This window comes from Ralstonia sp. AU12-08, from assembly GCF_000442475.1.
In the GTDB taxonomy this organism is placed as follows: domain Bacteria; phylum Pseudomonadota; class Gammaproteobacteria; order Burkholderiales; family Burkholderiaceae; genus Ralstonia; species Ralstonia insidiosa.
The window spans coordinates 41,066-64,514 of the sequence record NZ_ASZV01000007.1 but is presented as its reverse complement, the minus strand read 5'-3'; the positions used below and the strand labels follow the sequence as shown (position 1 = coordinate 64,514).

The window sequence follows — 23,449 nt, the reverse complement described above, 5'->3', positions numbered from 1 at the left end:
GCCCTGCGCAGCCTGGTGCGACCGTACCCGGACGCGCCCCGCCCCAGCCCGCACACTAGGCGAAGGGTATGCGGCCGACCGCCCGCCTCATCTCGCGCCGCACGCATGAGCCGCACCGCCAGCAGCACCCCAAGCCGTATCCACCCCAATACCGAGGAGACCCCATGTTCAAGCCACTCGTTCTTGCCGCGGCGCTATCTACATTGGCCGCGGGCGCCATGGCCGCCGACGGCATCAAGATCGGCATGATGACCACGCTGTCGGGCCCCGGCGCGAGCCTGGGCATCGACATCCGGGACGGCTTCAACCTGGCGCTCAAGCGGCTGGACAAGAAACTGGGCGGCCTGCCGGCCGACGTGCTGATCGCCGACGACGCGCAGAACCCCGAGACGGGCAAGCAGATTGCCGAGCGCTTCATCAAGAAGGACAAGGTCGACATCGGCACCGGCATCGTCTTCTCCAACATCATGCTGGCCGTGGGACCGGCGTTCTTCAACGCGCAGACCTTCTATGTCTCGGCCAACGCCGGGCCCAGCCAGTACGCGGGCGCGCAGTGCAATCCTTACTTCTTCAACGTGGCCTGGCAGAACGACAACCTGCACGAGGCGATGGGCAAGTACATGCAGGACAAGGGCATCAAGAAGGCCGTGCTGCTGGCGCCCAACTACCCGGGCGGCAAGGACGCGCTGGCGGGCGTGAAGCGCTACTACAAGGGCACGGTGGCCGACGAGATCATGACCAAGCTCGGCCAGCTCGACTACGCGGCCGAGATCGCGCAGATCCGCGCGGCCAATGCCGATGCGCTGTACGTGTTTCTGCCCGGCGCGATGGGCGTGAACTTCATCAAGCAATATGCGCAGTCCGGCCTGCTCAAGAAGACGCCGCTGTACGCGCCCGGCTTCTCCGCCGACGAGGATGTCGTGAAGGCCGTGGGCCCGGCCATGGAAGGCATCTACAACACCTCGCACTGGTATCGCGAGATGGACAACCCCACCAACAAGCAGTTCGTTGCCGATTTCCAGAAGGAATATGGCCGCCTGCCGACGCTGTATGCATCGCAGGGCTACGACGCCGCCCTGCTGATCGACGCAGCCGTCAAGCAGGTGGGCGGCAAGCTCGACAACAAGGCCGCGCTGCGCAAAGCCCTGGAAACCGTCAAGGCGCCCACCACGCGCGGCGAATACCGCTTCGGCCCTAACCACTATCCGGAGCAGGCCTACTACCTGCGCGAGATCGTGAAGAGCGCCGACGGCAGCGTCAGCAACAAGTACATCGGCAAGGTGGCCGACAAGCTGGCCGACACCTACGTGGGCGAGTGCAAGATGCAGTAGGCGGGCGGACCACCGACGTTGTACCGATGCCGATGCCGCTTCGCGCCACGCGGGGCGGCCCTCCTGGATGGCCTCACGCCTCTGCGCTTCCCTGCGGTTTCATCATGCTGGCACTGATCCTTGAACAATTCCTCAACGGGCTGCAGTACGGGCTGATGCTGTTCCTGCTGGCGGCCGGGCTGACGCTCGTGTTCGGCATCATGGACCTGATCAACCTGGCCCATGGCTCGCTGTACATGATCGGCGCCTTCCTGGCGGCTGCGTTCTACCAGCTCGTGCACCACTTCTTCGGCGCGCTGCTGCTGGCGATCGTGGCCACGGCGCTGTTGGGCGCGCTGATGGAGAAGGTGCTCTACCAGCGGCTGCAGCGCATGCCGCATCTGTCGCAGGTGCTCGCCACCTTTGCGCTGATCCTGATCGCCAACGAGGCCACGAAGATGCTCTTCGGCGCGCAACCGCTGATGATCGGCATGCCCGACAGCCTCTCGGGCTCCGTCAATCTGCTGGGCGACGATCTGCAGTACCCGCTCTACCGCCTGGTGATCATCGCCGTGGGCGTGGCGGTGGCGGTGGGGCTGTATGTGCTGGTCAACAAGACGCGGCTCGGCATGTGGATCCGGGCGGGCGCTTCCAACCCGCCCATGGCGGCCACCATGGGCGTTCGCATCCAGCCGCTGTTCACCTTTGTCTTTGCGCTGGGCGCCGCGTTGTGTGCGCTGGCGGGGGCGCTGCTGGGGCCGCTGCTGTCGGTGTCGATCGGCATGGGCGAATCGATCTTGATCCCGGCCTTCGAAGTGATCGTGATCGGCGGCATCGGGTCGATGCGCGGCGCGCTGGTAGGCGCCCTGCTGGTGGGCATGATCGACACGCTGGGCCGGCTGGTGATGACCACGCTGCTCAAGGCGCTTGCGGTGTCAGAGGCGGCCACGCTCGGCGCCACGCTCGCCTCCATGCTGGTCAGCCTGCTGATGGTGGGCATCCTGTTCTTCCGGCCCAAGGGCCTCTTTCCGGCGCGGGGGTAAGAGCATGTCGCAACAACCGTCTCTGCTGAACCTGCGCCCCGCCGATACACCGCTGACGGCCGGCCTGCCCGGCGGCTGGACCGCGCTGGCCGTGGTGGTCGGCCTGGCGCTGTACCCGCTGCTGATGCGTGGTATCGGCGCGGATTTCTACATCACGCTCGGCGCACGCATCCTGATCCTGGCGCTGGCTGCCAGTGCGCTCAATCTGGCGCTTGGGTACGGCGGCATGATCAGCCTCGGGCATGCGGCGTTCCTCGGCACCGGCGCCTACACCGTGGCATTCCTGATGAACCAGGGCGTGCAGGCGGCCTGGCTGGCGGTGCCGGCCGGCGTGGCTGTCGCCGCGCTGGCGGCCTTCCTGATCGGGGCGGCCAGCCTGCGCACGAGTGGCGTCTACTTCATCATGATCACGCTGGCCTTTGCGCAGTTGCTGTACCTGCTGACGGTGTCGCTGCCGGTGCTGGGCGGCGACGACGGCCTGCAGTTGACGACCCGCCTGAACGTGCCCGGCCTGTCGCTGGGTGACGACGTGGCCTTCTACTACTTCGTCCTCTTCATCGCAGGGCTGGCCTTCGCCCTGCTCTACCGCCTGGTCGCCTCGCGCTTCGGCCGCGCGCTGGTCGCCATCCGCGAGAACGAACGGCGCATGGCGGCCATCGGCTACCCCGTCTACCGGCTCAAGCTGATGGCCTTCACGCTCTCGGGTGGGCTGGCAGGACTGGCCGGTGCACTGCTGGCCAACCTGAGCCTGGGCGTCACGCCGCATACGCTCACGTGGCACCAGTCGGGCCTGTTGATGGTCATGGTGATCCTGGGCGGCTCGGGCTATTTCTGGGGCGGCGTTGCGGGCGCGGCCATCTTCCTGCTGCTGGAAGAGGTCATCTCCTCGCACACCGAACACTGGAACCTCCTGCTCGGCGCGCTGCTGCTGTTGATCGTGATGGTGGCGCCCAACGGCGTCATGAGCCTGCGCGGCCGCATAGCCGCTGCGCTGCGCCGCGGAGGTGCGCAGTGAGCCCGATCCTGCAGGTTGATCATCTCTTCAAGCGCTTTGGTGGGCTGGCGGCCACCAACGACTGCAGTCTGGAAATCGCCGCCGGCGAGGTCCATGCGCTGATCGGCCCGAACGGCGCCGGCAAAACCACGCTGTTGGCGCAACTGTCGGGCGAACTGGCCTCCGACAGCGGCCGCATCCTGTTCCGCGGCAACGACGTCACGCGCCAGCGCGTGCATCAGCGCGTGGCGGCGGGCATCGCGCGCTCGTACCAGATCACGACGCTGTTTGCCCGCCTGACGGTGCGCGAGAACCTCGCGCTCGCCGCGCAGGCACGCACGGGCCACTCCTTCGACGTGCTGGGCGTGGTGGCCGGTGAATCGGAGTTGGACGCCGCCGCGCAGGAGATCGCCCACGTCGTCGGACTGAGCGATGCGCTGAACCGCGTGGTCGGCACGCTCTCGCACGGCAAGCAGCGCGCGCTGGAACTGGGCATGGCGCTGGCCTGCCAACCGGCCGTGCTGCTGCTGGACGAGCCGATGGCCGGTACCGATCCGGAGGAATCCCAGCGCATGGCCGATTTGATTCAGGCGCTGCGCGGCACGTACACCATCGTGCTGGTCGAGCACGACATGGATGCGGTGTTCCGCCTGGCCGACCGGATTTCGGTGCTGGTCGCCGGCCACGTCATCGCCACGGGTGCGCCGGCAGACATCCGTGCCAATCCGGCCGTCATCCAGGCCTACCTCGGCAACGACAGCGACACCGCCGACGAGGCGCCTGCCACCCACACGATAGTGATCTGAGATGAGCGCCCTGCTTTCGTTTGAACACGTGGAATCCGGCTACGGCCAGAGCCAGGTGCTGTTCGGCATGGATTTCGAACTGCGCGCCGGCCAGGTAACTACCCTGCTCGGCCGCAACGGCATGGGCAAGACCACCACGCTCAAGGTGCTGTTCAACCTGCTGCCCGCCTGGCGCGGCGAGATCCGCTTCCGCGGCGAGCGCATCAACGGCCGCTCCACCGAACGCATCGCGCAGATGGGTATTGCGCTGGTGCCGGAAGGCCGGCAGATCTTTCCGAACCTGACTGTGCGCGAAAACCTCGCCGCCTTTGCCGGCAACCGCAGCGGTAGTGCAGACCCTTGGAACCTCGACCGCATCCACGCCCTGTTCCCGCGCCTGAAAGAGCGCAGCGACAACATGGGCAACGAATTGTCCGGCGGCGAGCAGCAGATGCTGGCCATCGGCCGTGCATTGATGACCAACCCGCATCTGCTGATCCTGGACGAGGCGACCGAGGGCATCTCGCCACTGATCCGCCGCGAGATCTGGAACGTGCTGGCCCGCCTGAAGGCCGCCGGCCAAACCATCCTAGTGATCGACAAGTACCTGAAGGAAATCCAGCGCGTGGCCGACCACCACGTCTTCATTGAAAAAGGCCACGTGCCGTGGACGGGCGACAACGCCCGCCTGGCGGCGCAGCCCGACCTGTGGGAGCGCTATCTTGGCGTCTGAACCGATGCATGCGCCGGCGGTGGACCTGGCGCGCGAATACGATGTCTCGGCCTTCGTGCCGGCCTTTGCATCGACCCTGTCGTCGTGGACCGAGCGCTCCCGCGCGCTGCGCGACGGGCCGAACCGGCTGCCCGGTCACTACAACCTGCCATACGGGCCGGGCGAAGCGGAACAGCTCGACCTGTTCTGCGCCGCACCGGCCACGCACAACGCACCCCTGCTGGTCTTCCTGCACGGTGGCTTCTGGCGGCGCCTGCACAAGGACGATTTCGCCTGGGTCGCTCCCGCTTACGTGCAGCGCGGCGTGTCCGTGGCCGTCGTCAACTACGGCCTGGCTCCGGCCACGACGCTGGAGACCATCGTCGACCAAACGCGTCGGGCCATCGCCTGGCTGTACAGCCAGGCAGACACCTACGGCATCGATCGCCGCCGCATGGTCGTGTCGGGCCACTCGGCGGGCGGGCACCTGACGTGCATGGCCATTGCGACCGACTGGCCTGCGTTGGATGCAGCCCTGCCGGCACGGCTGCTGGCAGGCGGCATTGCGCTGTCGCCGCTGGCCGACCTTGCGCCGCTGGCGCAGGTGCCGGTCTTGCACAACGACCTCCATTTCACGCCGGAGCGCATTGCGACCTTGAGCCCGATCCACCAAATGCCGGTGGCGAACACCCCGCTGATCGGCGCCGTGGGTGGCCGGGAAAGCAGCGAGTTCAAACGCCAACTGGCGCTGCTTGCCGATGCCTGGTCCGATGGCTGGCGCGGTGCGGTCGACATGCCGGCGGACGATCACCTGAGCCTGTGCGAAGCCTTCGCGCAACCGCAGTCACCGTTGTTCGAGGCATCGCTGGAATTGATCGATGTCTGTCGTGCGTAGGACCGCGCCGGCAAGCATGCACAACGCTTGGCAGACATCGTGAACGCTCCACGCAACCGGCGCAAAGGCAAGACGGAACCGCAGCATGGCGGCGCCGTCCGCCCCGACTCGAAGCCCCCATCCGCCGGCAACCACGGTGCGCTGCGCGTGTGGTTGCGGCTGCTGACCTGCCACAGCCTGATCGAAACGGAACTGCGCAGCCAGCTGCGCACCCGCTTCGAGACCACCCTGCCGCGCTTCGACCTGATGGCGCAGCTTGAGCGCCATCCGCAAGGGCTGAAGATGCGCGAACTGTCGCGGCTGCTGATGGTGTCCGGCGGAAACGTGACCGGCATCACTGATCGCCTGGTCGAAGAAGGCCTGATCGAGCGCCGTGATGACCCGCGCGACCGGCGAGCCTACACGGTCTGCCTGACGGACAAGGGCAAGACCCAGTTTGCGGAGATGGCGGCGTTGCACGAGCAGTGGGTGATCGCCCTGTTCGACGGCCTGAGCGGCGAAGAGCAGGGCCAGCTCGCCGACCTGCTCGGCAAGCTCAAGCGCCACCTGGGCGAATCGCCTGGGCGCTAGCGGCCGCCCCTTGCCGGCCGCTAGCCAACCACGCCCACGTAGCGATCAGAACCCGCCCGACCGGATGAGCTGGTTCAACGCACCGATGTTCAGGCTGCCCCAACCCGTCGGGTAGTCCCAGCCCTGGGCCGCGTTGTAGCCGTAACCCTGATAGCCGTTGTTGCCCGACACCACGTCGTACTGCAGCAGCGAGGCATTGGCCGGAATGGCGCTGTACAACCGCGCAGCTGGGAAGCCCAAGTTGCCGTTGGCCGCCAGCAGGCGCGCCCAGAAGCCCACGAAGATCGGCGACGACAGGCTGGTGCCGCCAATCTGCTGCAGTTGCCCGTAGTTGTAGATGTAGGCGCCAGTACTTTGCGCGGCATCGAACGACACGTCGGGCAGCAGGCGGGCGTTGCCGCCCTGCCAGGCAGGCGCGGGCAGGATCTGGCTGATGCCGCCGCCAGTAGCCCACAGCTTGCCGTTGCCATCCAGGCCTTCGTTCCACACGGTTTCGCTGGCGAAGCTCGAACCACTGGTGTAGAGCGTCGTGCCGCCAATGGCCAGCACGTGCGGCGACGATGCCGGCCACGACACGCTGTAGTTGCCACCATCCGGATAGCCACGGTTGTTGCACTCGTACACCCCCTCGTCACCGGAGGAGACGGAGAACGTCTGCCCCTGCGCGGCGGCCGTGGTGAAGATGGCCTCTTCAGCGTTGAGCGTGCCGTCGGCGTTGGCGTCGTTCTCGCACCAGCCGAGCGACACGTTGATGATCTTGGCCGTGTTGTCCGTCACCGCCTTGTTGAACGCCTTGGTCAGGCCCGTGTTGCCCGGCGCGTTCAGATCCGCCATGTAGAAGGCCAGCTTGCCGACTGCGCCGCCTGCCGCACCCACGATGGATTGGCTATCGAGGTTCCACTCGCCCTGGCCGTCCTGGTCGTCGGCGTAGTTGCCGCTGGTGCCGTTGGTCTTGATGGTTTGCGTGGAAACGGTGGCGTAACCATTGCTGCTGGTGAAGGTGCGCAAGTCACGCAGCGTTTGCGACACACCGCCAATGGTGATGATGCCGATGGTGGTGCCGCTGGCCGTCGGCACGCCGGTAGCGCCGTACAAGGCCGGGAATTCCTTCGGATAGTGGCCGGTGGCGGTGCCCGCAGCCAGCGTGCGGGCTTCTGCCACGTCGCCCACGTGCAACAGCGGGCGGGCGCGCGTCACGTTCTGCAGACCCAGCACGGAGCCAACGATGCCGCCCAGCGCACGCGGCACCTGAGCCTTGCCGCTATTGGCAAAACCGCTGCGGCCCGCAAACTGGTAGTGCACCAGCGGCGTATTGAATGCGGTCTTGACCGTGCCCGCCGTACCGCGTGCCGACACCAGCAGCCGGTTGGGCGCGACCTCGATGTCGATGAAGCCGTTCTGGCGCAGATAGCTCACCACCGCATCGACCTGCGCCTGGGTGGGCGCATGGTCAGCCAGGAACTGTGCGCTCGTGAGGTACTGGCGATAGTGCACGCTGCGCGGATTGTTCACGTCGTGCGCGAGCGCCTTGAGCTTGGCTTCGTTGCGCGGCGTGAGGCTGATCAGCACATCGGTGGTCTGTCCGGGTGCGACCTCGTTGGCGGCACCGCGCGCCATGAGCTGGGGGCCCGTAACGAAGGCCTTGGTGTGGGTGTCGACCCAATCCGTGGCGGCATGCACGGACCCAGCCGCCAGCACCAGCGGCCATGCGCGGGCCAGGTGACGGCATAGGGAGGAAAGATGCTGCATGGGGGTGGCAGTACGGTTCATCGGATGTCCCTTTTAGGAGTACGACGTTGTGGAGCCACCGCGCTTGTGGCGCCCGTGGCGTCGTTCACCGTATCCACCACCTCGCCCCTGCAACAGTGCAAAAACATACAGTTGCAGGCGGAGCCATCCACACCTAAGCAGGCGGTTGCGCAAGGCAGCGCTTGCCTTTATCGTGACGCGATCAACCACCCGACACCCGCGCGCAGATGAGCGCCCTGCCAGCCACTTCCCCCGGCCCCGCCAACACTTCGACCGACTTGCGCGAGCGCATCCGCGCGGCACGTGCATCGCTGTCGCCAGCGGAGCGCCAAGTGGCCGACTGGGTGCTGCGCCAGCCGGGCACGGTGCTGAGCCTGCCCGTGGCAGCCATCGCGCGTGAGGCCGGCGTCAGTCAGCCGACGGTGATCCGCTTCTGCCGTTCGATGGGCTGTCACGGCCTGTCGGATTTCAAGCTGCGGCTGGCCCAAGGCAACCTCGGCGATGTGGCGCACGACGGCGCACGCGGTGCCGCGCCGGAACGCGCCGCACCGCCGCCGGGCACGCGCGTGCTGCAGAACACCATCGACGCACTCGCCGCCTTGCAGGACCGGCTCGACCCACACGCGCTGGAAGCCGCCGTTGCACTGGTCGACGCTGCCCACCGCATCGACCTGTACGGCTTCGGCAGTTCCGGCGTGGTGGCGGCCGATGCGCAGACCAAGTTCTTCCGCTACGGCATTCCCGCCAATGCGTACAGCGATCCGTACCTCGTGTCGATGTCGTTGAACGTGCTGCAGGCGGGTGACGTGGTGATCGCCATTTCCAAGTCGGGCGCGCTGCCCGAATTGCAGACGGCCGTGGAACGCGTGCGTGAACTGGGTGTGCACGTGATTGCCGTGACGGCGCCCGACAGCGCACTGGCCGCGCTGGCTGATGTGGTACTACCCGCCGACGTGGTCGCCGACGTGGCCGACCGCTCCATGGTCGCGCGGCTGCTGCACCTGGCGCTGCTCGATGCGCTGGTGCTGGAAGTGGCGCTGCGCAAGGGCAGTGCCATTCCGCAAGACCGTCAGTTGCCGGAGTAGATCGGACTGCGCTCGATCAGCACAGTTACCTGCGCACCGCCGGGCATGGCGGGCAACAGTTCGCTGAGTGCCACCGTCGTGCTGTCGGCGCGCGGCGTGAAATGCCATGCGCCGATACGCGTGCCGCTGCTGAACGCCACCGTCTCCCCCGAAGCCACACGCACAACACGCTGCCCGCGCAACTCGATCGCGCGCGTTGCCGTCTTCGCATCCGCGGGCGCGCCGAACAGATAGGCGTAAGCGCCCGGCCGAGCGGCTTCCTGCACCGTCATCTGCGTGACGGCCAACGCCGGACTGGCACTGAGAAACGCCGCAAGCGAAAGCGCGGCGGGCAATACAAAGGCAGCAGAGAAGGTCATCGCAAACTCCTGTCGTCGTGTCAGAGACAGGGTCAGCGTAGACGGCGGCCCCCAACGCGAACGTGGCGCGCAGATGACAAACGCATCATCTACCGCACCCACACCAGGCGCGATCAATGCCCTTGTGCGACCGCGTGGTCCATCGCCGCGCACAGGCCGATGAGCGCGGGGTACGGCGAGTGAATCACATACACCGGCATTGATGCCACATAGGCCGAGAAACGCCCCTTGTCTTCAAAACGCCGACGGAACGGCGAGTTGGCAAAGGTCGGCCCCAAGCGCGGCACGATGCCGCCGCCGATATACACACCGCCCCGCGCACCGAGCGTGACGGCCAAGTTGGCCGCGATGGTGCCCAGGAACGCGCAGAACGTGTCGACCGCATAGCGGCAGCGGGCATGATCGCCCAGGTTGTCTTCTATCTCGCCGAGGGCGATTGCGGTGATGTCTGCGGCGCGGCGCACGGCGGGGCCTTGCTGCCAGAGGTCAAAGCATGCGCCCAGCGCTTCGTAGATCAGCTCCAGCCCCATACCTGAAATCAGGCGCTCGGCCGACACGTGACCAAAGCGGTCACGCGCGAATTTCCAGATCGCGACTTCCTCGTCGTTCATTGGCGGGAAGGCGACGTGGCCGCCCTCACCCGCCACGGCGATATAACGCACACCCGAGCGACCATCCGGCGTGGGCAGCAATGACGCCACGCCCAGGCCCGTGCCAGCGCCCAGCAGCGCGCGCGGCGCATCGGTCAGGCCCGCACCACCGCCCACCTGCTCCAGCTCGTCCGCCGGCAAGTACGGCAGCGCGTGGGCCAGCGCGGCAAAGTCATTGAGTACGACAAAGGTGTCGAAGCCCAACGACTGCCGCATCGCTTCAATGGAAAACGCCCAGTCGCGATTGGTCATGCGAATCTGGTCACCCAGCACCGGGTTGGCGATGCCAATGGCGGCATGCCTGACACCCGTGGCCGCAATCTCACGCGGTAGCGCCGCAAGATACGCGCGCATGGCCGCTTCGAGCGAAGGGTAGTCGTCACCGGCCAGCACGCCGATGTGGGCGAGGCGCATGGGCGCCATCTCCAGCGCAAAGCGCACGTTGGTGCCGCCCACGTCGGCCACCAGGCGCGGGTAGGCCAGCGTGTGGGCCAATCGGTCGGCCTCAGTGCCCGCGCTCACTTCATGCAGTCCAATAGACATCGAGCGGTACCTCCCGCTGATGAATGACGTAGCTCACCGGCAGCGCGCGCTGTGTCGCGCCCTGTGCAGCCTCGTCGAATACCGTGCGCTTGACCGGCCCCGTGATCGACAGGAACAACTGCCGCGCCGCGCACAGCGCCGACAGGTTCAAGCTGATGCGCCGATGCGGCGCCACACCCGGGCGCACCGGCAAATACGCAGGCGCATGCTTGCGGTCGATGCCCTCGTCCAGTTCTGCTGCATCGGGAAACAGCGATGCCGTATGGCCGTCGTCCCCCATGCCGAGGATCACGACGTCGGGTTGCTGAAACGGATCGTTGGCGGTGGCCACACATGCATCCACATCCACGGAATCGCCATGCACGTGTGCGGACAGCACCAGCGGAAAGAAACGCGCGGCAGCAGCACCGTCCTGCAGCAGATGCTCGCGTACCAGGCGCGCGTTGCTGTCGGCATGCTCGGGCGGCACGGCGCGCTCGTCGACCAGCGTGATCGACACATCGGCCCAGCGCAGCGGCAGTACACGCAGCGCGGCAAACAAGGCGATGGGCGAGCGCCCGCCGGATACGGCTAGGCAAGCACTGCCCTGCGCGTCGATCAAACGCGTCAGCGCACCAGCGATGGCATCCGCCAGCGACGCGACTTGCGCTGACGCATCCGACGAGACGTGCCACTGCATCGTCATCACATCTCCTCGTGCCAGGCGGCGGCATCGCGCGAGAGCAGTGCGCTCGACGCAGCCGGCCCCCAGCTGCCCGCCGTATAGCCCTTGGGTGGCGTACGTGCCTCATTCCACGCTTCAATGATGGGCTCGACCCAGCGCCACGCCTCGGCTTGCTCGTCACGACGCACGAACAGGCCCAGCTTGCCGTTGACGGCATCCATCAGCAGACGCTCATACGCACCGGCATGGCGCACGCCGCCGTGGTTGGTGAAGTCCAGATCCAGCGTGGAAGGCTGCAGGCCCAGCGCCGCACCCGGCGTCTTGGTCAGGAACTGCAGGCGGATGCTTTCTTCGGGCTGCAGGCGAATCACGAGACGGTTTTCGGGAAACTGGATCAGCGGCTTCGGAAACAACGCGTGCGGCACGTCATGAAAGCGCACCACGATCTCTGCCAGCCGCTGCGGCATGCGCTTGCCGGTGCGCAGGTAGAACGGCACGCCGGCCCAGCGCCAGTTGGCAATCTCGGCCTTGATGGCGACAAACGTTTCGGTGCGGCTGTCCGGCGGAATGCCCTGCTCGTGCAAATAGCCCTGCACCGGCTGCCCGGCGATGGCCCCTTCCAGATACTGGCCGCGCACGGTCTTCTCGGGCACTTCCTGCAGGGGGATCGGCTTGAGCGCCTTGAGGATCTTGAGCTTCTCGTCGCGGATGGCGTCTTGCGACAGGCTCGACGGCGGCTCCATGGCGACGATACACAGCAGCTGCAGTAGGTGGTTCTGCACCATGTCGCGCAGCGCGCCGACACCGTCATAGAAGTCGCCGCGCTTTTCCACGCCGAGCTGCTCGGCAATGGTGATCTGCACATCCTTGATCCACTCGCGGCGCCACAGCGGCTCGAACAGCGCATTGCCGAAGCGGATGGCCATCAGGTTCTGGACGGACTCTTTCCCGAGGTAGTGGTCGATCCGGTAGATCTGCTCTTCAGCAAAGAACTCGGCCACGGCGGAGTTGATGCGCTCGTTCGACGCGAGATCGGTGCCCAGCGGCTTTTCCAGCACGAGCCGCACGTTGGGCGTATTCAGGCCAACGCGGGCGAGCTGCGCGCAGATGTCGATGAAGATGCCAGGCGCGGTGGCCAGGTAGCACACCGTCACGGGCGCACGATCCTCGCCCAGTGCAGCGGCCAGCCCGTCGAAATGTTCCGGTTTGCGGGCATCGACCTGCTGATAGACGATGCGCTTGGCGAACGACTCCCAGGCGTCGTCCGACACGGGTGCGCCGGAGTACAGGCGCATGGTCGGCCGCGTTTCACGCTCCAGCAAGGCCAGGTAGCCCGCGGTTTCCAGCGGTTGGGTGCCGATGGCGAAGATCCGCCCGCGCGGGTGCAGTTCGCCGCCCTGGTGCGCATCGAACAAGGCCGGAATCAGCTTACGGCGGGCCAGATCGCCCGTACCGCCAAACAACACCATGTCGAATGCGGGCACCGACATCGTCATCTCCTGTGTGTGAGCCACTGATTAGGCTAGCCTAGAAAACGCGCAGGAATCGCGCCGATTCATTGTGAGCGCGTTTTGTGGCGGCTAGCGGGGCAACGTGCTTTTCTCGCCCATTCTGTAGTATTACTACATCACCGGCAAGGCGTTGTTGCGGCCGCCCCCGGCACTGTTTTCCGGTCAACCGCAATCTGCCGGAAATGCCGCACAGCTAGCATATTGGCGCCTCTTCGGGCACGCAATTCGCGTGCTCAGGCGCCAGAACACAACCGGCACCTGTGGAAAACCCTGCACCACGAACGGCCCGTTTGTAGGAAAATTACAGCATTCCGTCCCACCCCGGACCCCCACCAGGAGAACCCGTATGGCCCCGCACCGCCTGCACAACGTTGTGGCCGACGTCACCCAGCGCATCATCGACCGCAGCCGCGGCCCCCGTCAGGCCTACCTGGATGTCACGCGCAAGAACATCGGCCGCAAGGTCGAGCGCTCGCTGCTGTCGTGCACGAACCTCGCCCACGGCTTTGCTGCCATGCCGGGCGAGGCGAAGATCCGCCTGAAGGCGCTGGAGCGGCCCAACATCGGCATCGTCTCGGCGTACAACGACATGCTGTCGGCGCACCAACCGCTGGAAGCGTTTCCGGCGTGGATCAAGGAAACTGCACTGGAAGCCGGCGGCACCGCGCAATATGCCGGCGGCGTACCGGCCATGTGCGATGGCGTGACGCAGGGGCAGGACGGCATGGAGCTGTCGCTGTTCTCGCGCGACACGATTGCGCTGTCGACCGCTGTGGCGCTGTCGCACCAGATGTTCGATGCGGCGCTGTACCTGGGGGTGTGCGACAAGATCGTGCCGGGGCTCGTCATTGGCGCGCTGTCGTTCGGCCATCTGCCGGCCATCTTTGTGCCGGCCGGCCCGATGACCACCGGCATGAGCAACGACGAGAAGGCCCAAACACGCCAGCGCTACGCCGAGGGCAAACTCTCGCGCGCTGACCTGCTGGAAGCGGAATCCAAGTCGTACCACGGCGCCGGCACCTGCACGTTCTACGGCACCGCCAACTCCAACCAGATGCTGATGGAGGTCATGGGCCTGCACCTGCCGGGCACCGCCTTCATCAACCCGGGCACGCCGATGCGCGAAGCACTCACACGCGAGTCCGCCCGCCAGGTGCTCAAGCTCGTGTACGGCGGCGAACAGTTCACACCGATTGCCGATGTGCTGGACGAGCGCGCCTTCGTCAATGGCATCGTCGGCCTGCTGGCGACGGGCGGCTCGACCAACCACACGCTGCATCTGATTGCCATGGCACGTGCGGCAGGCATTTTGCTCACGTGGGATGACTTCAACGATCTGTCGGGCGTCATTCCACTGTTGGCGCGCGTGTACCCGAACGGCAAGGCCGATGTGAACGAATTCCAGGCGGCGGGCGGTTTGTCGATCGTGATTCGCGAGCTGATCGACGCCGGCCTGCTGCACGACGATGTGACCACCGTCATGGGCAAGGGTCTGCGCCGTCATGCGCAAGAGCCCTTCCTGGAAGGCGGCACGCTGGTGTGGCGCGACGGTGCGGCAGCGTCGCTCGACACCAACATCGTGCGCGGCGTGGCCGAGCCGTTCTCGGCAGATGGCGGCCTGCGCGTGCTGGACGGCAACCTCGGGCGCTCGGTGATCAAGGTGTCGGCGGTCAAGCCGGAGCATCGCTTTGTGGAAGCCCCGGCGCGCGTGTTCCTTGCGCAGGATGATCTGATCCACGCCTTCAAGGCCGGCGAGCTGGAACGCGACTTCATCGCCGTGCTGCCGTACCAGGGCCCGGCCGCCAATGGCATGCCCGAGCTGCACAAGCTCACGCCCACGCTGTCGGTGCTGCAGGAGCGCGGCTTCAAGGTGGCGCTGGTCACGGACGGGCGCATGTCGGGCGCGTCGGGCAAAGTGCCGGCCGCCATCCACATCACGCCGGAAGCGCTTAACGGTGGGCCGCTGGCGCGTGTGCGCGATGGCGATGTCGTCGTGCTGGATGCCGAAGCCGGCACGCTGCAAGTGCGTGTGCCGGAGGCGGAATGGAATGCCCGCCAGGTCACGACGCCAGACCTGGCGCACTACCACGCGGGTGTTGGGCGGGACTTGTTCTCGGGCTTCCGCCGCAACGTATCGGCGGCGGAAGAAGGCGCCTGCACGCTGTTTGTGTCAGCGGGCGCGTGAGTTGATGTCAATGTGTGCGGGCGCGATGCCCGGGCCTGCACACAGCTAGCTACATCGCGTGGGCGAACAGAAATTCCCGGATGATTGCCACGACCTCATCGCCCTTTTCGAGAAAGACCGCATGGCCGCTGTCGACTTCCACGTCCTGACTGTTGTTGATCAGCGTGCGTAGCAGCGCAGTTTGATAGGGCGGGATCAAATAGTCGTGTGACCCGCGAATGATCAGCGTCGGCGCCGTGATCGTACGCGCTGCGTCCCGTATGTCGATCCGCGAACCCAGGTCAATGCGCCGTCCTGTCTCCGACGGAGCGGGTTGGCGGCTCAACGCTGCAATCGTGGCCTCGCCGAGCGCGGTGAGGAACGCGGGCTTCACAGCCAGTGCCATGCCATAGCGGCTCGCGAGTTCGGCATCGCTCGCCGCCAGGCGCGCCCAGGTATCGAACACCATCTTGTGCCGCGCATCGCCGCTGTCGGCCCACCCTGCCACCAGCACCAGCTTGCGCACCAACGCCGGATAGCGCGCTGCCGTCGCGGCCGCAACCACAGCGCCAAGCGAGTCGCCCACCAGATCGACCGGGGCTGTCGCCGCATGGCGAATCGTTCCGGCAATCTGTTCCACCAGGGTGTCCAGCGCCAGACTCCCATCGGGGATCGTCGAATGACCGGCCCCGCCGTAGTTGGGGCAGATCACCCGCCGTTGGTCGGCAAAGCGGTCGACCACGTGGCCGAAATTGCCCTGCGCATCAACGCTTGTTCCGTGCACGAACACCAGGCCCGGGCCCGCACCCGTTGCCGAATAGTTCACGCTCGTACCTGCGACGTTAATCGTCGTCATCTCGTGCATCCTCTATTGCCGGTATTGACCTGCGGTCGTCACAGCCTGATGCGATCCGCATTCGGGACCCATCACTCAGCCGCTTCTGGACAGGATCGATTGAGTCCATGCCTCAGCGCGGAACCGCATTGCGTGAGGGCGGGCCAATACTATCTGAGAATGACAAATAATGTCGACCAAGGATCACATTTGCCGAGCTTGACCGGCGGTGATTACAGCGTCGACGTGTCAATCGAGATGCCCAACTCTCCGGCCATCTGTTCGACGAGCGCTTGAAGCCGGGCCACTTGGTCAGCCAAGCGCTTCTGCTCCGCTTTGAGCGCTTCGAACTCGGAAGGCGCGATGGCCTCGTCGGCAGCGCTGCTCTGCGGCATGTCGGTCTGCGTGACTTCACCGCATAGCAGATGCATCCAACGGCTTTCACGCTCGCCCGGCGTGCGCGCCAACTTTACGGCGGTCGGCGGATCGCTTTCGGCCATCTCTTCCAGAAACGCTTCGACGGACGAAATGTCGGCAAAGGCGTGGAGCCTTGCGGCGTTCAGCCGCAGCTCGGCGGCGGTCTGTGGGCCGCGCAGCAGCAGCACGGTCAGCAACGCAATGGCTTGGCTGGGCACACCGAGCACGCGATTCATGTTGTGCTCGAAGCGCGGCACGCGGCTGCTGCTGCCCTCCATGACCAGGCTCAGCGATTTCAGGCCGTCAATGGCTGTGAGGATCTCGGCTTCGGTAACGGACATTACCGGGGCGCGTGCGGTCTTCTGATTGCAGCCCGAAGCCAGCGTGTTGAGCGTCAGTGGGTAGGTGTCAGGCACCGTCTTCTGCTTCTCGACCAGGACGCCAAGCACGCGTCCTTCAAGTGCGGTGAGAGTGCGGATGGTGCGGCGCGCAGGCGCGTCGGGATTGACGTTCATGATGGGATGGCGACGGATGTGTTGGGAGCGAGGCCGGTCGTGCGCCTGTTAGGCGGCGGCCCGTGATCCCAACATGATATCCGGCACAGGCGGAGGCACCCGTCGCCATCGGGCCGGCGTTGCGTCAGCCCTTGGCAGGCCCGCGCACCAGCAGGACCGGCGTGGTGGCCTGGCGGATGAACTTCTCGGCCACGCTGCCCAGCATGGCGTGCGCCAGACCACGGCGGCCGTGCGTGCCGATCACGACCACATCAGCGCCGCTCTGTGCGGCTTCGCGCTGCAGGGCACCGGCCACGTCTTCGCCCACGCTTTCGGTTTCCACCAGCGTGGTCTCGTACGTCAGGCCTTCCTTGGTGAGTGCAGAGCCGACATCCGCCAGCAGCGCCGTGCCAGCCTGGACGAACGATTTGCGCAGCTCGGTCGGGTCGTAGTAGCCGACGTCGAACAGCATGGCCGGGCTGTCGACGATATACACGGCGCGCACGGTGCTCTGAAACGCCTTGGCCAGGCGCACAGCTTCGGTCAGGGCCAGTTTGCTGGTTTCGCTGCCGTCCACGGCGACCAGGATTTTCTTGTACATGGTTGAAGCCTCGCAGGAGAGTGGTTGTTTGCGTGTTGCAATGGCACGGCTTTGCCGGCACATGCGTATTCTGTGACATCCACGGCCCTTTTGCGTTGCGCCAAATCAGATGGCCGTGACGAAGTGACACAACAATGCACCGTCATCCACCCGCCCTCACACCTGATCTGATCGCCGCATACCGCAACGCGCGGTATCGCGTCGTGTCGCCGCAAGGCGATGTGCTGCTGCCCATCGACGCCGCCAGCCCGCGTGTGGCCGCGCTCCTCGCGCAGGCTGAAGCACCATGGGCTGCCTTCGTGACGGCGTATCAACCGTTCTCCCACCCGGTCTCTGCAGAAGAGAACGCCGCCCGCCAGGCCGAGCTGCTTGCCTGGGCCATCGCGCGCGGCATGTCGTGGCTCACCGGCGAGGGCGGCCCACCTGAAAACACGCCTGCGGGCACATCCAATGCGTGGGCACCGGAGCCCAGCCTGCTGCTGTTCATCGATGATCCGACGATCGCCGACACCCTGATGCTGACCTTCGAGCAGAACGCCGTGGTGCTGTGTGATGCGCAGGGTTTTTGTACCTTGCGTTGGCACCCGTATCTGCCAGACTGAGTTACGCAAAAGGGCACTTAGCGAGTGGCGCTCTGAAGCATTGCGAGTGGCGCTTCCGATCCATAAGTGCTGACGCGGATACATCAGCAGGAGGTTCGTATGGAACTGCATATGCAATCGCATCATTGGGAGCGCCGCATGCCGGACTGGCTGGCTGCGGGCGTGGCAGGCATTGTAGGTGGCGCACTGGTCATCGTGCTGGAGTTCTTCTGGTCGACCATGGTGCTCAATGAAAGCCCTTGGCGCCCGACGCACAAGATCGCGGCCATGATCATGGGCCAGGGGGCGCTTGAGCAGATGTCGCTGTTCAGCTTCGGCATCGTGGCGACAGCGTTGGTACTGCACTTCGTGCTGGGCGCCATCATGGGGATGATTCTCGGGGCCATCATCGCGCCGTTCCACTTCGATTCGAGCATGGGCATGCTCGCCGCCATCGGGCTGGCCTTTGGGATCGTCGCGTACGTCGTCAACTTCTACGGCATGACGGCAGTGTTTCCGTGGTTTGCATCGGAACGCGGCTCGGGGCCATTGCTGGCGAACCTGCTGTTTGGCGCGGTGACCGCCGTCACGTACGGCATGCTGGAGCGGCGCGCCCAGGAAACGATGCACTGACGCGCCGTTTTTTCCTGCGGCGCCGCAAGACACCCGGCGCCATCAGGAGACGGCCGCCTGCGGCACGACATGCCGGAGGTGGCCGTTTTGCATTGCATCGCAGCACGCAAAACGTGTGTTGGCGCAATCCGCATGCCGGGCGCGCGTCCTCCTTTCGTTGCCTTGCACGATCCAATCACGCGACCTAGCCTGTCTGTAGCGTGTTGAGGATCACCCTCGGCAGGAGGTGCCCATGGCCCTTGCGATTGCGCTTGTGCTGATCGTCGTGCTGGCGGTGGGGTTTCACTTTGTCAGCCCGTGGTGGATCACGCCAATCGCATCCAACTGGGTGCGCATGGACGACACGCTCACGATCACCATCATCATCACCGGCGCGCTGTTCATCGCCATCAATCTCTTCATCGTTGCGGCACTCGTGCGCTACCGTCATCGTGACGGCCATCGCGCCACGTACGAACCGCACAACCGCCGCCTGGAATGGTGGCTGATCGGCATCACCTCCGTGGGCGTGGCGGCGCTGCTGGCGCCGGGCCTGTTTGTCTACGCCGACTACGTGCGCCCCCCTGCCAACGCGCTGCAGATGGAGGTGCTCGGCCAGCAATGGCAATGGCGTTTCCGCTTTGCCGGCGCAGGCGGCAAGCTCGGCACGACCGACGTGAAGTACATCAGCGACGACAACCCGTTTGGCCTGAACCCGGCGGACCCGAACGGGCGCGACAACCACCTGATCGACGCGCCCGAAGTACACCTGCCGCTGAACCGCCCCGTGCAGGTGCTGACACGCTCGCGCGACGTGCTGCACGACTTCTATGTGCCGCCGTTCCGGGCGCGCATGAACATGGTGCCGGGCATGATCACCACGTTCTGGTTCACGCCCACCAAGGCGGGCCGGTACGACATCCTGTGTGCGCAGCTTTGCGGCATCGGCCACTCCAACATGCGCGGCGTGGTGGTGGTGGAAGACGAAGCGTCGTTCGCACGCTGGCTGGCGCAGCAGCCGACGCTTGAGCAGCGGCAGCAAGCCAAGATGCAAGCCGCATCGGCCGGGCAAACAACTGCAGGTGGCAGCGCGCAGGCACTGGCCGACCAGGGCAAGACGCTCGCGCAGGCCAAGGGCTGCATCGCCTGTCACACGGTCAACGGCAGCCCTGGCGTCGGCCCCACGTGGAAGGGCCTGTACGGCTCCACGCAGACCATGGCCGACGGCTCAACCGCAACCGCCGATGATGCCTACCTGCGCGCCTTCATTCGAGACCCGAAAGCGCGTGTGGTGAAGGGCTTCGCGCCGATCATGCCGAACTTCGATCTGAGCGAGCAGGAACTGTCGGCGCTGGTGGCGTACATCAAGGCGCAAGGTGGCGACGCTGCAGCCGCGGCTGCCAAACCGTAGCGAGGAGACTCCATGTCCTACGCCCACACCGACCGCGACGGCCAGGGTCACGAACCCTCGAGTTTCTGGACACGCTACGTCTGGAGCCAGGACCACAAGGTCATCGCGGTGCAGTACTCGCTCACGGCCATCGCCATCGGGCTGGTGGGGCTCGTGCTGTCGAACCTGATGCGCGTGCAGTTGGGCTTTCCGGGCAAGTTCGCCTTCATCGACGCCAACCACTACTACCAGTTCGTCACCATGCACGGGATGATCATGGTGATCTACCTGCTCACGGCGCTGTTCCTGGGTGGCTTCGGCAATTACCTGATCCCGCTGATGCTGGGCGCGCGCGACATGGTGTTCCCGTTCCTGAACATGCTCAGCTACTGGGTATACCTGCTGGCCGTGCTGGTGCTGGTGGCAAGCTTCTTTGTTCCCGGCGGGCCGACGGGCGCGGGCTGGACGCTGTATCCCCCGCAGGCCATCTTGCCGGGCACACCGGGCACCGAGTGGGGCATCGTGCTGATGCTGGTGTCGCTGGCGATCTTCATCGTCGCAGCCACGATGGGCGGGCTCAACTACGTGACGACCACGCTGCAGGCGCGCACACGCGGCATGACGCTGATGCGCATGCCGCTCACGGTGTGGGGCATCTTTACGGCGACGGTGCTGGCATTGCTGGCGTTTCCGGCGCTGTTCGTGTCGGCCATCATGATGCTGCTCGACAAGACACTGGGCACGAGCTTCTTCATCCCGGCGGTCGTGTCGATGGGGCAAACACTCCAGCATGCCGGCGGCAGCCCGCTGCTGTTCCAGCACCTGTTCTGGTTCTTCGGGCATCCAGAGGTGTACATCGTTGCGCTGCCGGCGTTCGGCATCGTGTCGGACCTCATCAGCACGCACGCGCGCAAGAACATCTTCGGCTACCGGATGATGGTGTGGGCCATTGTGATCATCGGTGCGTTGTCGTTCGTCGTGTGGGCGCATCACATGTTCGTGGCGGGCATGAACCCGTACTTCGGTTTCTTCTTCGCCACCACCACGCTCATCATCGCCATCCCGACCGCGCTCAAGGTCTACAACTGGGTGCTCACGCTGTGGCGCGGCGACATCCACCTGACCGTGCCCATGCTGTTTGCCATCGGCTTCATCAGCACGTTCGTGATCGGCGGGCTCACCGGCCTCTTCCTCGGCAACGTGAGCGTGGATATTCCGCTGTCCAACACGTACTTCGTGGTCGCGCACTTCCACATGGTGATGGGCGTATCGCCGATCCTGGTGGTGTTTGGCGGGCTCTACCACTGGTATCCAAAGGTGACGGGCCGCATGCTGAATGACACGCTGGGCCGCGCGCATTTCTGGATCACTTTCATCGGCACGTACCTGATCTACTTTCCGATGCACTACCTCGGTGTGCTGGGCATGCCGCGCCGGTATTACGCCTATGAGGGCTACAGCTTCATTCCGCCATCGGCGCAGACGCTGAATACGTTCATCAGCATCATTGCGTTCATCGTCGGTGCCGCGCAGTTGCTGTTCCTGATCAATCTGGCGTGGAGCCTGGTGCGCGGCAAGCAGGCCGGTGGCAACCCGTGGCGCGCCACCACGCTCGAATGGCAGACCCCGCAGACACCCCCCGTGCACGGCAACTGGGGGCCGACGCTGCCGGTGGTCTATCGCTGGGCATATGAATACAGCCCGCCCAATCGCGCAGAAGACTTCGTGCCGCAGAACGAGCCGCCCACCGGTGCACCCGAGACGGAAGCCGACATCCTCCACGCTGGTGGGGTGCGCGCATGACGACCCTGCCCCGCCGCTTCGTTCCAGATGCATCGCCCGTTCTACCAAGCGCTGGCCAGGATGTGGAAAAAACGGGGTTGCGCGTCTTCATGGGCGTCGTGACGGCCTTGTTCTCGCTGCTGATCCTCGCCTATGCAATGCGCATGCGTGAGGCGGACTGGATGCCCGTACCGCACCCCGTGCTGCTGTGGTGGAACACCGGTGCGCTTGCGCTGGCGAGTGCGGCGATGGAGCTTGCACGGCGCGCAGCATCGCGCCGCACGGTCTGGCTGCTGGCGGGCGGCGCACTCGCGGCGTTGTTCGTTCTCGGCCAATGGAACGCTTGGCAACAGCTATCTGCCAGCGGCCAAGGTGTGGCGGCCAACCCTTCCAACAGTTTCCTGTATGTCTTCACCGGTCTGCATGCGGCGCACGTCATTGGCGGGCTTGTCGTCCTGGTTGTGACGATTGCACGCCTGCGCGGCAACATGGATCGCACCCAGCGCGCCGTCGCTCTCTGCACAACGTACTGGCATTTCCTGCTGGCCGTGTGGCTCGTGCTGCTGGCGGCGATGTGGTGGATCACCCCAGCATTCGTCACCGCCATCTGCGGGCCGCTGACTGGAGCCACACCATGAGCACCCCCACGCTCCCGACCGATTCCGCCAAGGCCTTACCTGAAGGCTGGCCCGGCATCGTCACCGACTGGTCAGGCGACCGCGAAACCTTCAAGGTGCCGTGGGGCAAGGCCATGATGTGGATCTTCCTGCTGTCGGACACATTCGTCTTCAGCAGCTTCCTGATCGGCTATATGACGGTGCGCATGTCGACCACCGTGCCGTGGCCCGATCCATCCAAGGTGTTCGGGCTGTCGGTGGGTGGCGTCGAGGTGCCGTTGCTCCTCATTGCCATCATGACGTTCGTACTCATCAGCAGCAGCGGCACGATGGCGATGGCCGTCAACTTCGGCTACCGGCGCGACGCCAAGCGGGCAGCGTTGTTGATGCTGGCCACAGCCTTGCTGGGCGCAACCTTTGTCTCGATGCAGGCGTTCGAATGGACCAAGCTGATCGTGCACGAAGGCATCCGCCCGTGGGGCAACCCACTGGGCGCAGCGCAGTTTGGCGCGTGCTTCTTCATGATTACCGGGTTCCACGGCTTTCACGTGACCTGCGGCGTGATCTACCTGCTGCTGATCGCGCGCAAGATCCTGCAGCCGGGCTTTGCTGAGCAAGGCAACTTCCAGATTGTTGAGATCGCCGGCCTGTACTGGCACTTCGTCGATCTCGTCTGGGTATTCATCTTTGCGCTGTTCTACTTGTGGTGAGGCAGACCATGGACCACACCGACGCCGCTCACGGTCATGAGGCTTCCGCCGCTGCACATGGCCAGCAGCACCCCATCGGCATCTACTTGAAAATCTGGGGGCTGCTGTTTGTGCTGAGCACCCTGTCGTACCTGGTGGACTACTTTCGCGTGGAAGGGCTCACGCGCTGGACGCTGATCATCGTGCTGATGATTGCCAAGGCGGGCCTGATCGTATCGGTGTTCATGCACATGGTGTGGGAGCGGCTGGCACTGGTGTACGCCATCCTGATGCCGCCCCTGGCCCTGCTCGTGTTGATGGTGCTGATGGCCGCAGAGGCACACCACACCTTTGGCATGCGCGCCCTCTTCTTCCACTGACCTGCCCAAGCGCAACA

General features: G+C 65.3%; 24 protein-coding genes. 16 read left to right on the top strand and 8 right to left on the bottom strand.

Annotation, left to right across the window (positions count from 1 at the left end; translation table 11 throughout):
* Positions 1-164: 164 nt before the first annotated feature.
* The 7 genes from C404_RS34660 to C404_RS34630 all read left to right on the top strand — a co-directional run bounded on the left by C404_RS34660 (position 165) and on the right by C404_RS34630 (position 6,309).
* Positions 165-1,331 (top strand): ABC transporter substrate-binding protein, encoded by a 1,167-nt coding sequence (locus tag C404_RS34660; protein ID WP_021193308.1) that lies wholly within the window; start codon positions 165-167, stop codon positions 1,329-1,331.
* Positions 1,332-1,432: 101 nt separating this feature from the next.
* On the top strand, positions 1,433-2,353 hold the full coding sequence (locus tag C404_RS34655; RefSeq protein WP_152524410.1) for a branched-chain amino acid ABC transporter permease: 921 nt from the start codon (positions 1,433-1,435) through the stop codon (positions 2,351-2,353).
* 124 nt (positions 2,354-2,477) lie between these two features.
* Positions 2,478-3,368 (top strand): branched-chain amino acid ABC transporter permease, encoded by an 891-nt coding sequence (locus C404_RS34650; RefSeq protein WP_232317453.1) that lies wholly within the window; start codon positions 2,478-2,480, stop codon positions 3,366-3,368.
* Positions 3,365-4,153: an ABC transporter ATP-binding protein gene (locus tag C404_RS34645; protein WP_021193305.1), complete on the top strand. Its 789-nt coding sequence runs from the start codon at positions 3,365-3,367 to the stop codon at positions 4,151-4,153. The genes C404_RS34650 and C404_RS34645 overlap by 4 nt, the downstream gene beginning before the upstream one ends.
* Positions 4,154-4,163: 10 nt before the next feature.
* Positions 4,164-4,865: an ABC transporter ATP-binding protein gene (locus C404_RS34640; protein ID WP_197495075.1), complete on the top strand. Its 702-nt coding sequence runs from the start codon at positions 4,164-4,166 to the stop codon at positions 4,863-4,865.
* Positions 4,855-5,739: an alpha/beta hydrolase gene (locus C404_RS34635; protein ID WP_137884689.1), complete on the top strand. Its 885-nt coding sequence runs from the start codon at positions 4,855-4,857 to the stop codon at positions 5,737-5,739. The genes C404_RS34640 and C404_RS34635 overlap by 11 nt, the downstream gene beginning before the upstream one ends.
* A gap of 36 nt (positions 5,740-5,775) precedes the next feature.
* Entirely contained in the window at positions 5,776-6,309 is a 534-nt protein-coding gene (locus C404_RS34630; protein WP_080981307.1) for a MarR family winged helix-turn-helix transcriptional regulator, read from the top strand.
* A gap of 45 nt (positions 6,310-6,354) precedes the next feature.
* Here the strand turns inward: C404_RS34630 and C404_RS34625 are convergent, their stop codons facing one another.
* A complete protein-coding gene (locus C404_RS34625; RefSeq protein ID WP_031328845.1) occupies positions 6,355-8,079 on the bottom strand; it encodes a S53 family peptidase in 1,725 nt (574 codons plus the stop codon).
* 206 nt (positions 8,080-8,285) lie between these two features.
* On the opposite strand from C404_RS34625, the gene C404_RS34620 reads away from it, so the two are divergent.
* On the top strand, positions 8,286-9,143 hold the full coding sequence (locus C404_RS34620) for a MurR/RpiR family transcriptional regulator (protein WP_021193300.1): 858 nt from the start codon (positions 8,286-8,288) through the stop codon (positions 9,141-9,143).
* Here the strand turns inward: C404_RS34620 and C404_RS0129560 are convergent.
* The 4 genes from C404_RS0129560 to zwf all read right to left on the bottom strand — a co-directional run bounded on the left by C404_RS0129560 (position 9,128) and on the right by zwf (position 12,849).
* On the bottom strand, positions 9,128-9,502 hold the full coding sequence (locus C404_RS0129560) for a CzcE family metal-binding protein (protein ID WP_021193299.1): 375 nt from the start codon (positions 9,500-9,502) through the stop codon (positions 9,128-9,130). The genes C404_RS34620 and C404_RS0129560 overlap by 16 nt on opposite strands.
* 113 nt (positions 9,503-9,615) lie before the next feature.
* The gene (locus C404_RS34615) at positions 9,616-10,695 is read right to left on the bottom strand and encodes a glucokinase (RefSeq protein WP_031328843.1); all 1,080 of its coding nucleotides are present in this window, start codon (positions 10,693-10,695) and stop codon (positions 9,616-9,618) included.
* Positions 10,676-11,380 carry a 6-phosphogluconolactonase gene (pgl, locus tag C404_RS34610; protein WP_021193297.1) on the bottom strand — a complete coding sequence of 235 codons (705 nt, stop codon included), beginning with the start codon at positions 11,378-11,380 and terminating at the stop codon, positions 10,676-10,678. The genes C404_RS34615 and pgl overlap by 20 nt, the downstream gene beginning before the upstream one ends.
* Complete coding sequence (gene zwf, locus C404_RS34605) at positions 11,380-12,849, bottom strand: glucose-6-phosphate dehydrogenase (RefSeq protein WP_021193296.1); 1,470 nt, start codon at positions 12,847-12,849, stop codon at positions 11,380-11,382. The genes pgl and zwf overlap by 1 nt, the downstream gene beginning before the upstream one ends.
* A 367-nt stretch (positions 12,850-13,216) precedes the next feature.
* Between zwf and edd the strand changes: the two genes are divergently transcribed.
* The gene (gene edd / locus C404_RS34600; RefSeq protein WP_021193295.1) at positions 13,217-15,055 is read left to right on the top strand and encodes a phosphogluconate dehydratase; all 1,839 of its coding nucleotides are present in this window, start codon (positions 13,217-13,219) and stop codon (positions 15,053-15,055) included.
* A gap of 49 nt (positions 15,056-15,104) precedes the next feature.
* On the opposite strand, the gene C404_RS34595 is transcribed toward edd, so the two are convergent.
* The 3 genes from C404_RS34595 to C404_RS34585 form a co-directional block, all read right to left on the bottom strand.
* Positions 15,105-15,899 (bottom strand): alpha/beta fold hydrolase, encoded by a 795-nt coding sequence (locus tag C404_RS34595; protein ID WP_021193294.1) that lies wholly within the window; start codon positions 15,897-15,899, stop codon positions 15,105-15,107.
* A 203-nt stretch (positions 15,900-16,102) separates the two neighbouring features.
* Positions 16,103-16,801, bottom strand: coding sequence for a YceH family protein (locus C404_RS34590; RefSeq protein ID WP_021193293.1), 699 nt, complete (start codon positions 16,799-16,801; stop codon positions 16,103-16,105).
* Positions 16,802-16,925: 124 nt separating this feature from the next.
* Positions 16,926-17,381, bottom strand: coding sequence for a universal stress protein (locus tag C404_RS34585; RefSeq protein WP_021193292.1), 456 nt, complete (start codon positions 17,379-17,381; stop codon positions 16,926-16,928).
* 134 nt (positions 17,382-17,515) lie between these two features.
* Here C404_RS34585 and C404_RS34580 point away from each other — a divergent pair, with 134 nt between their 5' ends.
* From C404_RS34580 to C404_RS34550, 7 genes are all read left to right on the top strand, one after another.
* A complete protein-coding gene (locus C404_RS34580; protein WP_021193291.1) occupies positions 17,516-17,983 on the top strand; it encodes a DUF3293 domain-containing protein in 468 nt (155 codons plus the stop codon).
* A gap of 99 nt (positions 17,984-18,082) precedes the next feature.
* Positions 18,083-18,595 (top strand): hypothetical protein, encoded by a 513-nt coding sequence (locus C404_RS34575; protein ID WP_021193290.1) that lies wholly within the window; start codon positions 18,083-18,085, stop codon positions 18,593-18,595.
* Between the two features lie 232 nt (positions 18,596-18,827).
* Positions 18,828-19,985 carry a cytochrome c oxidase subunit II gene (locus tag C404_RS34570; protein ID WP_021193289.1) on the top strand — a complete coding sequence of 386 codons (1,158 nt, stop codon included), beginning with the start codon at positions 18,828-18,830 and terminating at the stop codon, positions 19,983-19,985.
* 12 nt (positions 19,986-19,997) lie between these two features.
* A complete protein-coding gene (gene ctaD, locus C404_RS34565; protein WP_021193288.1) occupies positions 19,998-21,767 on the top strand; it encodes a cytochrome c oxidase subunit I in 1,770 nt (589 codons plus the stop codon).
* Positions 21,764-22,384 (top strand): cytochrome c oxidase subunit 3, encoded by a 621-nt coding sequence (locus C404_RS34560; RefSeq protein WP_031328841.1) that lies wholly within the window; start codon positions 21,764-21,766, stop codon positions 22,382-22,384. Before ctaD ends, C404_RS34560 begins: the two co-directional genes overlap by 4 nt.
* A complete protein-coding gene (locus tag C404_RS34555) occupies positions 22,381-23,073 on the top strand; it encodes a heme-copper oxidase subunit III family protein (RefSeq protein ID WP_021193286.1) in 693 nt (230 codons plus the stop codon). The genes C404_RS34560 and C404_RS34555 overlap by 4 nt, the downstream gene beginning before the upstream one ends.
* 8 nt (positions 23,074-23,081) lie before the next feature.
* On the top strand, positions 23,082-23,432 hold the full coding sequence (locus C404_RS34550) for a cytochrome C oxidase subunit IV family protein (protein ID WP_021193285.1): 351 nt from the start codon (positions 23,082-23,084) through the stop codon (positions 23,430-23,432).
* Positions 23,433-23,449 lie beyond the last annotated feature (17 nt).

Bases quoted from the DNA above. Each gene is read 5' to 3' on its own strand.
- pgl (WP_021193297.1), bottom strand. From the start codon at position 11,380: ATGACGATGCAGTGGCACGTCTCGTCGGATGCGTCAGCGCAAGTCGCG.
- C404_RS34595 (WP_021193294.1), bottom strand. From the start codon at position 15,899: ATGCACGAGATGACGACGATTAACGTCGCAGGTACGAGCGTGAACTAT.
- C404_RS34615 (WP_031328843.1), bottom strand. From the start codon at position 10,695: ATGTCTATTGGACTGCATGAAGTGAGCGCGGGCACTGAGGCCGACCGA.
- C404_RS34580 (WP_021193291.1), top strand. From the start codon at position 17,516: ATGCACCGTCATCCACCCGCCCTCACACCTGATCTGATCGCCGCATAC.
- C404_RS34590 (WP_021193293.1), bottom strand. From the start codon at position 16,801: ATGAACGTCAATCCCGACGCGCCTGCGCGCCGCACCATCCGCACTCTC.
- C404_RS34625 (WP_031328845.1), bottom strand. From the start codon at position 8,079: ATGAACCGTACTGCCACCCCCATGCAGCATCTTTCCTCCCTATGCCGT.
- edd (WP_021193295.1), top strand. From the start codon at position 13,217: ATGGCCCCGCACCGCCTGCACAACGTTGTGGCCGACGTCACCCAGCGC.
- C404_RS34620 (WP_021193300.1), top strand. From the start codon at position 8,286: ATGAGCGCCCTGCCAGCCACTTCCCCCGGCCCCGCCAACACTTCGACC.
- C404_RS34575 (WP_021193290.1), top strand. From the start codon at position 18,083: ATGGAACTGCATATGCAATCGCATCATTGGGAGCGCCGCATGCCGGAC.
- C404_RS34550 (WP_021193285.1), top strand. From the start codon at position 23,082: ATGGACCACACCGACGCCGCTCACGGTCATGAGGCTTCCGCCGCTGCA.
- C404_RS34660 (WP_021193308.1), top strand. From the start codon at position 165: ATGTTCAAGCCACTCGTTCTTGCCGCGGCGCTATCTACATTGGCCGCG.
- ctaD (WP_021193288.1), top strand. From the start codon at position 19,998: ATGTCCTACGCCCACACCGACCGCGACGGCCAGGGTCACGAACCCTCG.
- zwf (WP_021193296.1), bottom strand. From the start codon at position 12,849: ATGTCGGTGCCCGCATTCGACATGGTGTTGTTTGGCGGTACGGGCGAT.
- C404_RS0129560 (WP_021193299.1), bottom strand. From the start codon at position 9,502: ATGACCTTCTCTGCTGCCTTTGTATTGCCCGCCGCGCTTTCGCTTGCG.
- C404_RS34560 (WP_031328841.1), top strand. From the start codon at position 21,764: ATGACGACCCTGCCCCGCCGCTTCGTTCCAGATGCATCGCCCGTTCTA.
- C404_RS34570 (WP_021193289.1), top strand. From the start codon at position 18,828: ATGGCCCTTGCGATTGCGCTTGTGCTGATCGTCGTGCTGGCGGTGGGG.
- C404_RS34585 (WP_021193292.1), bottom strand. From the start codon at position 17,381: ATGTACAAGAAAATCCTGGTCGCCGTGGACGGCAGCGAAACCAGCAAA.
- C404_RS34650 (WP_232317453.1), top strand. From the start codon at position 2,478: ATGCGTGGTATCGGCGCGGATTTCTACATCACGCTCGGCGCACGCATC.
- C404_RS34555 (WP_021193286.1), top strand. From the start codon at position 22,381: ATGAGCACCCCCACGCTCCCGACCGATTCCGCCAAGGCCTTACCTGAA.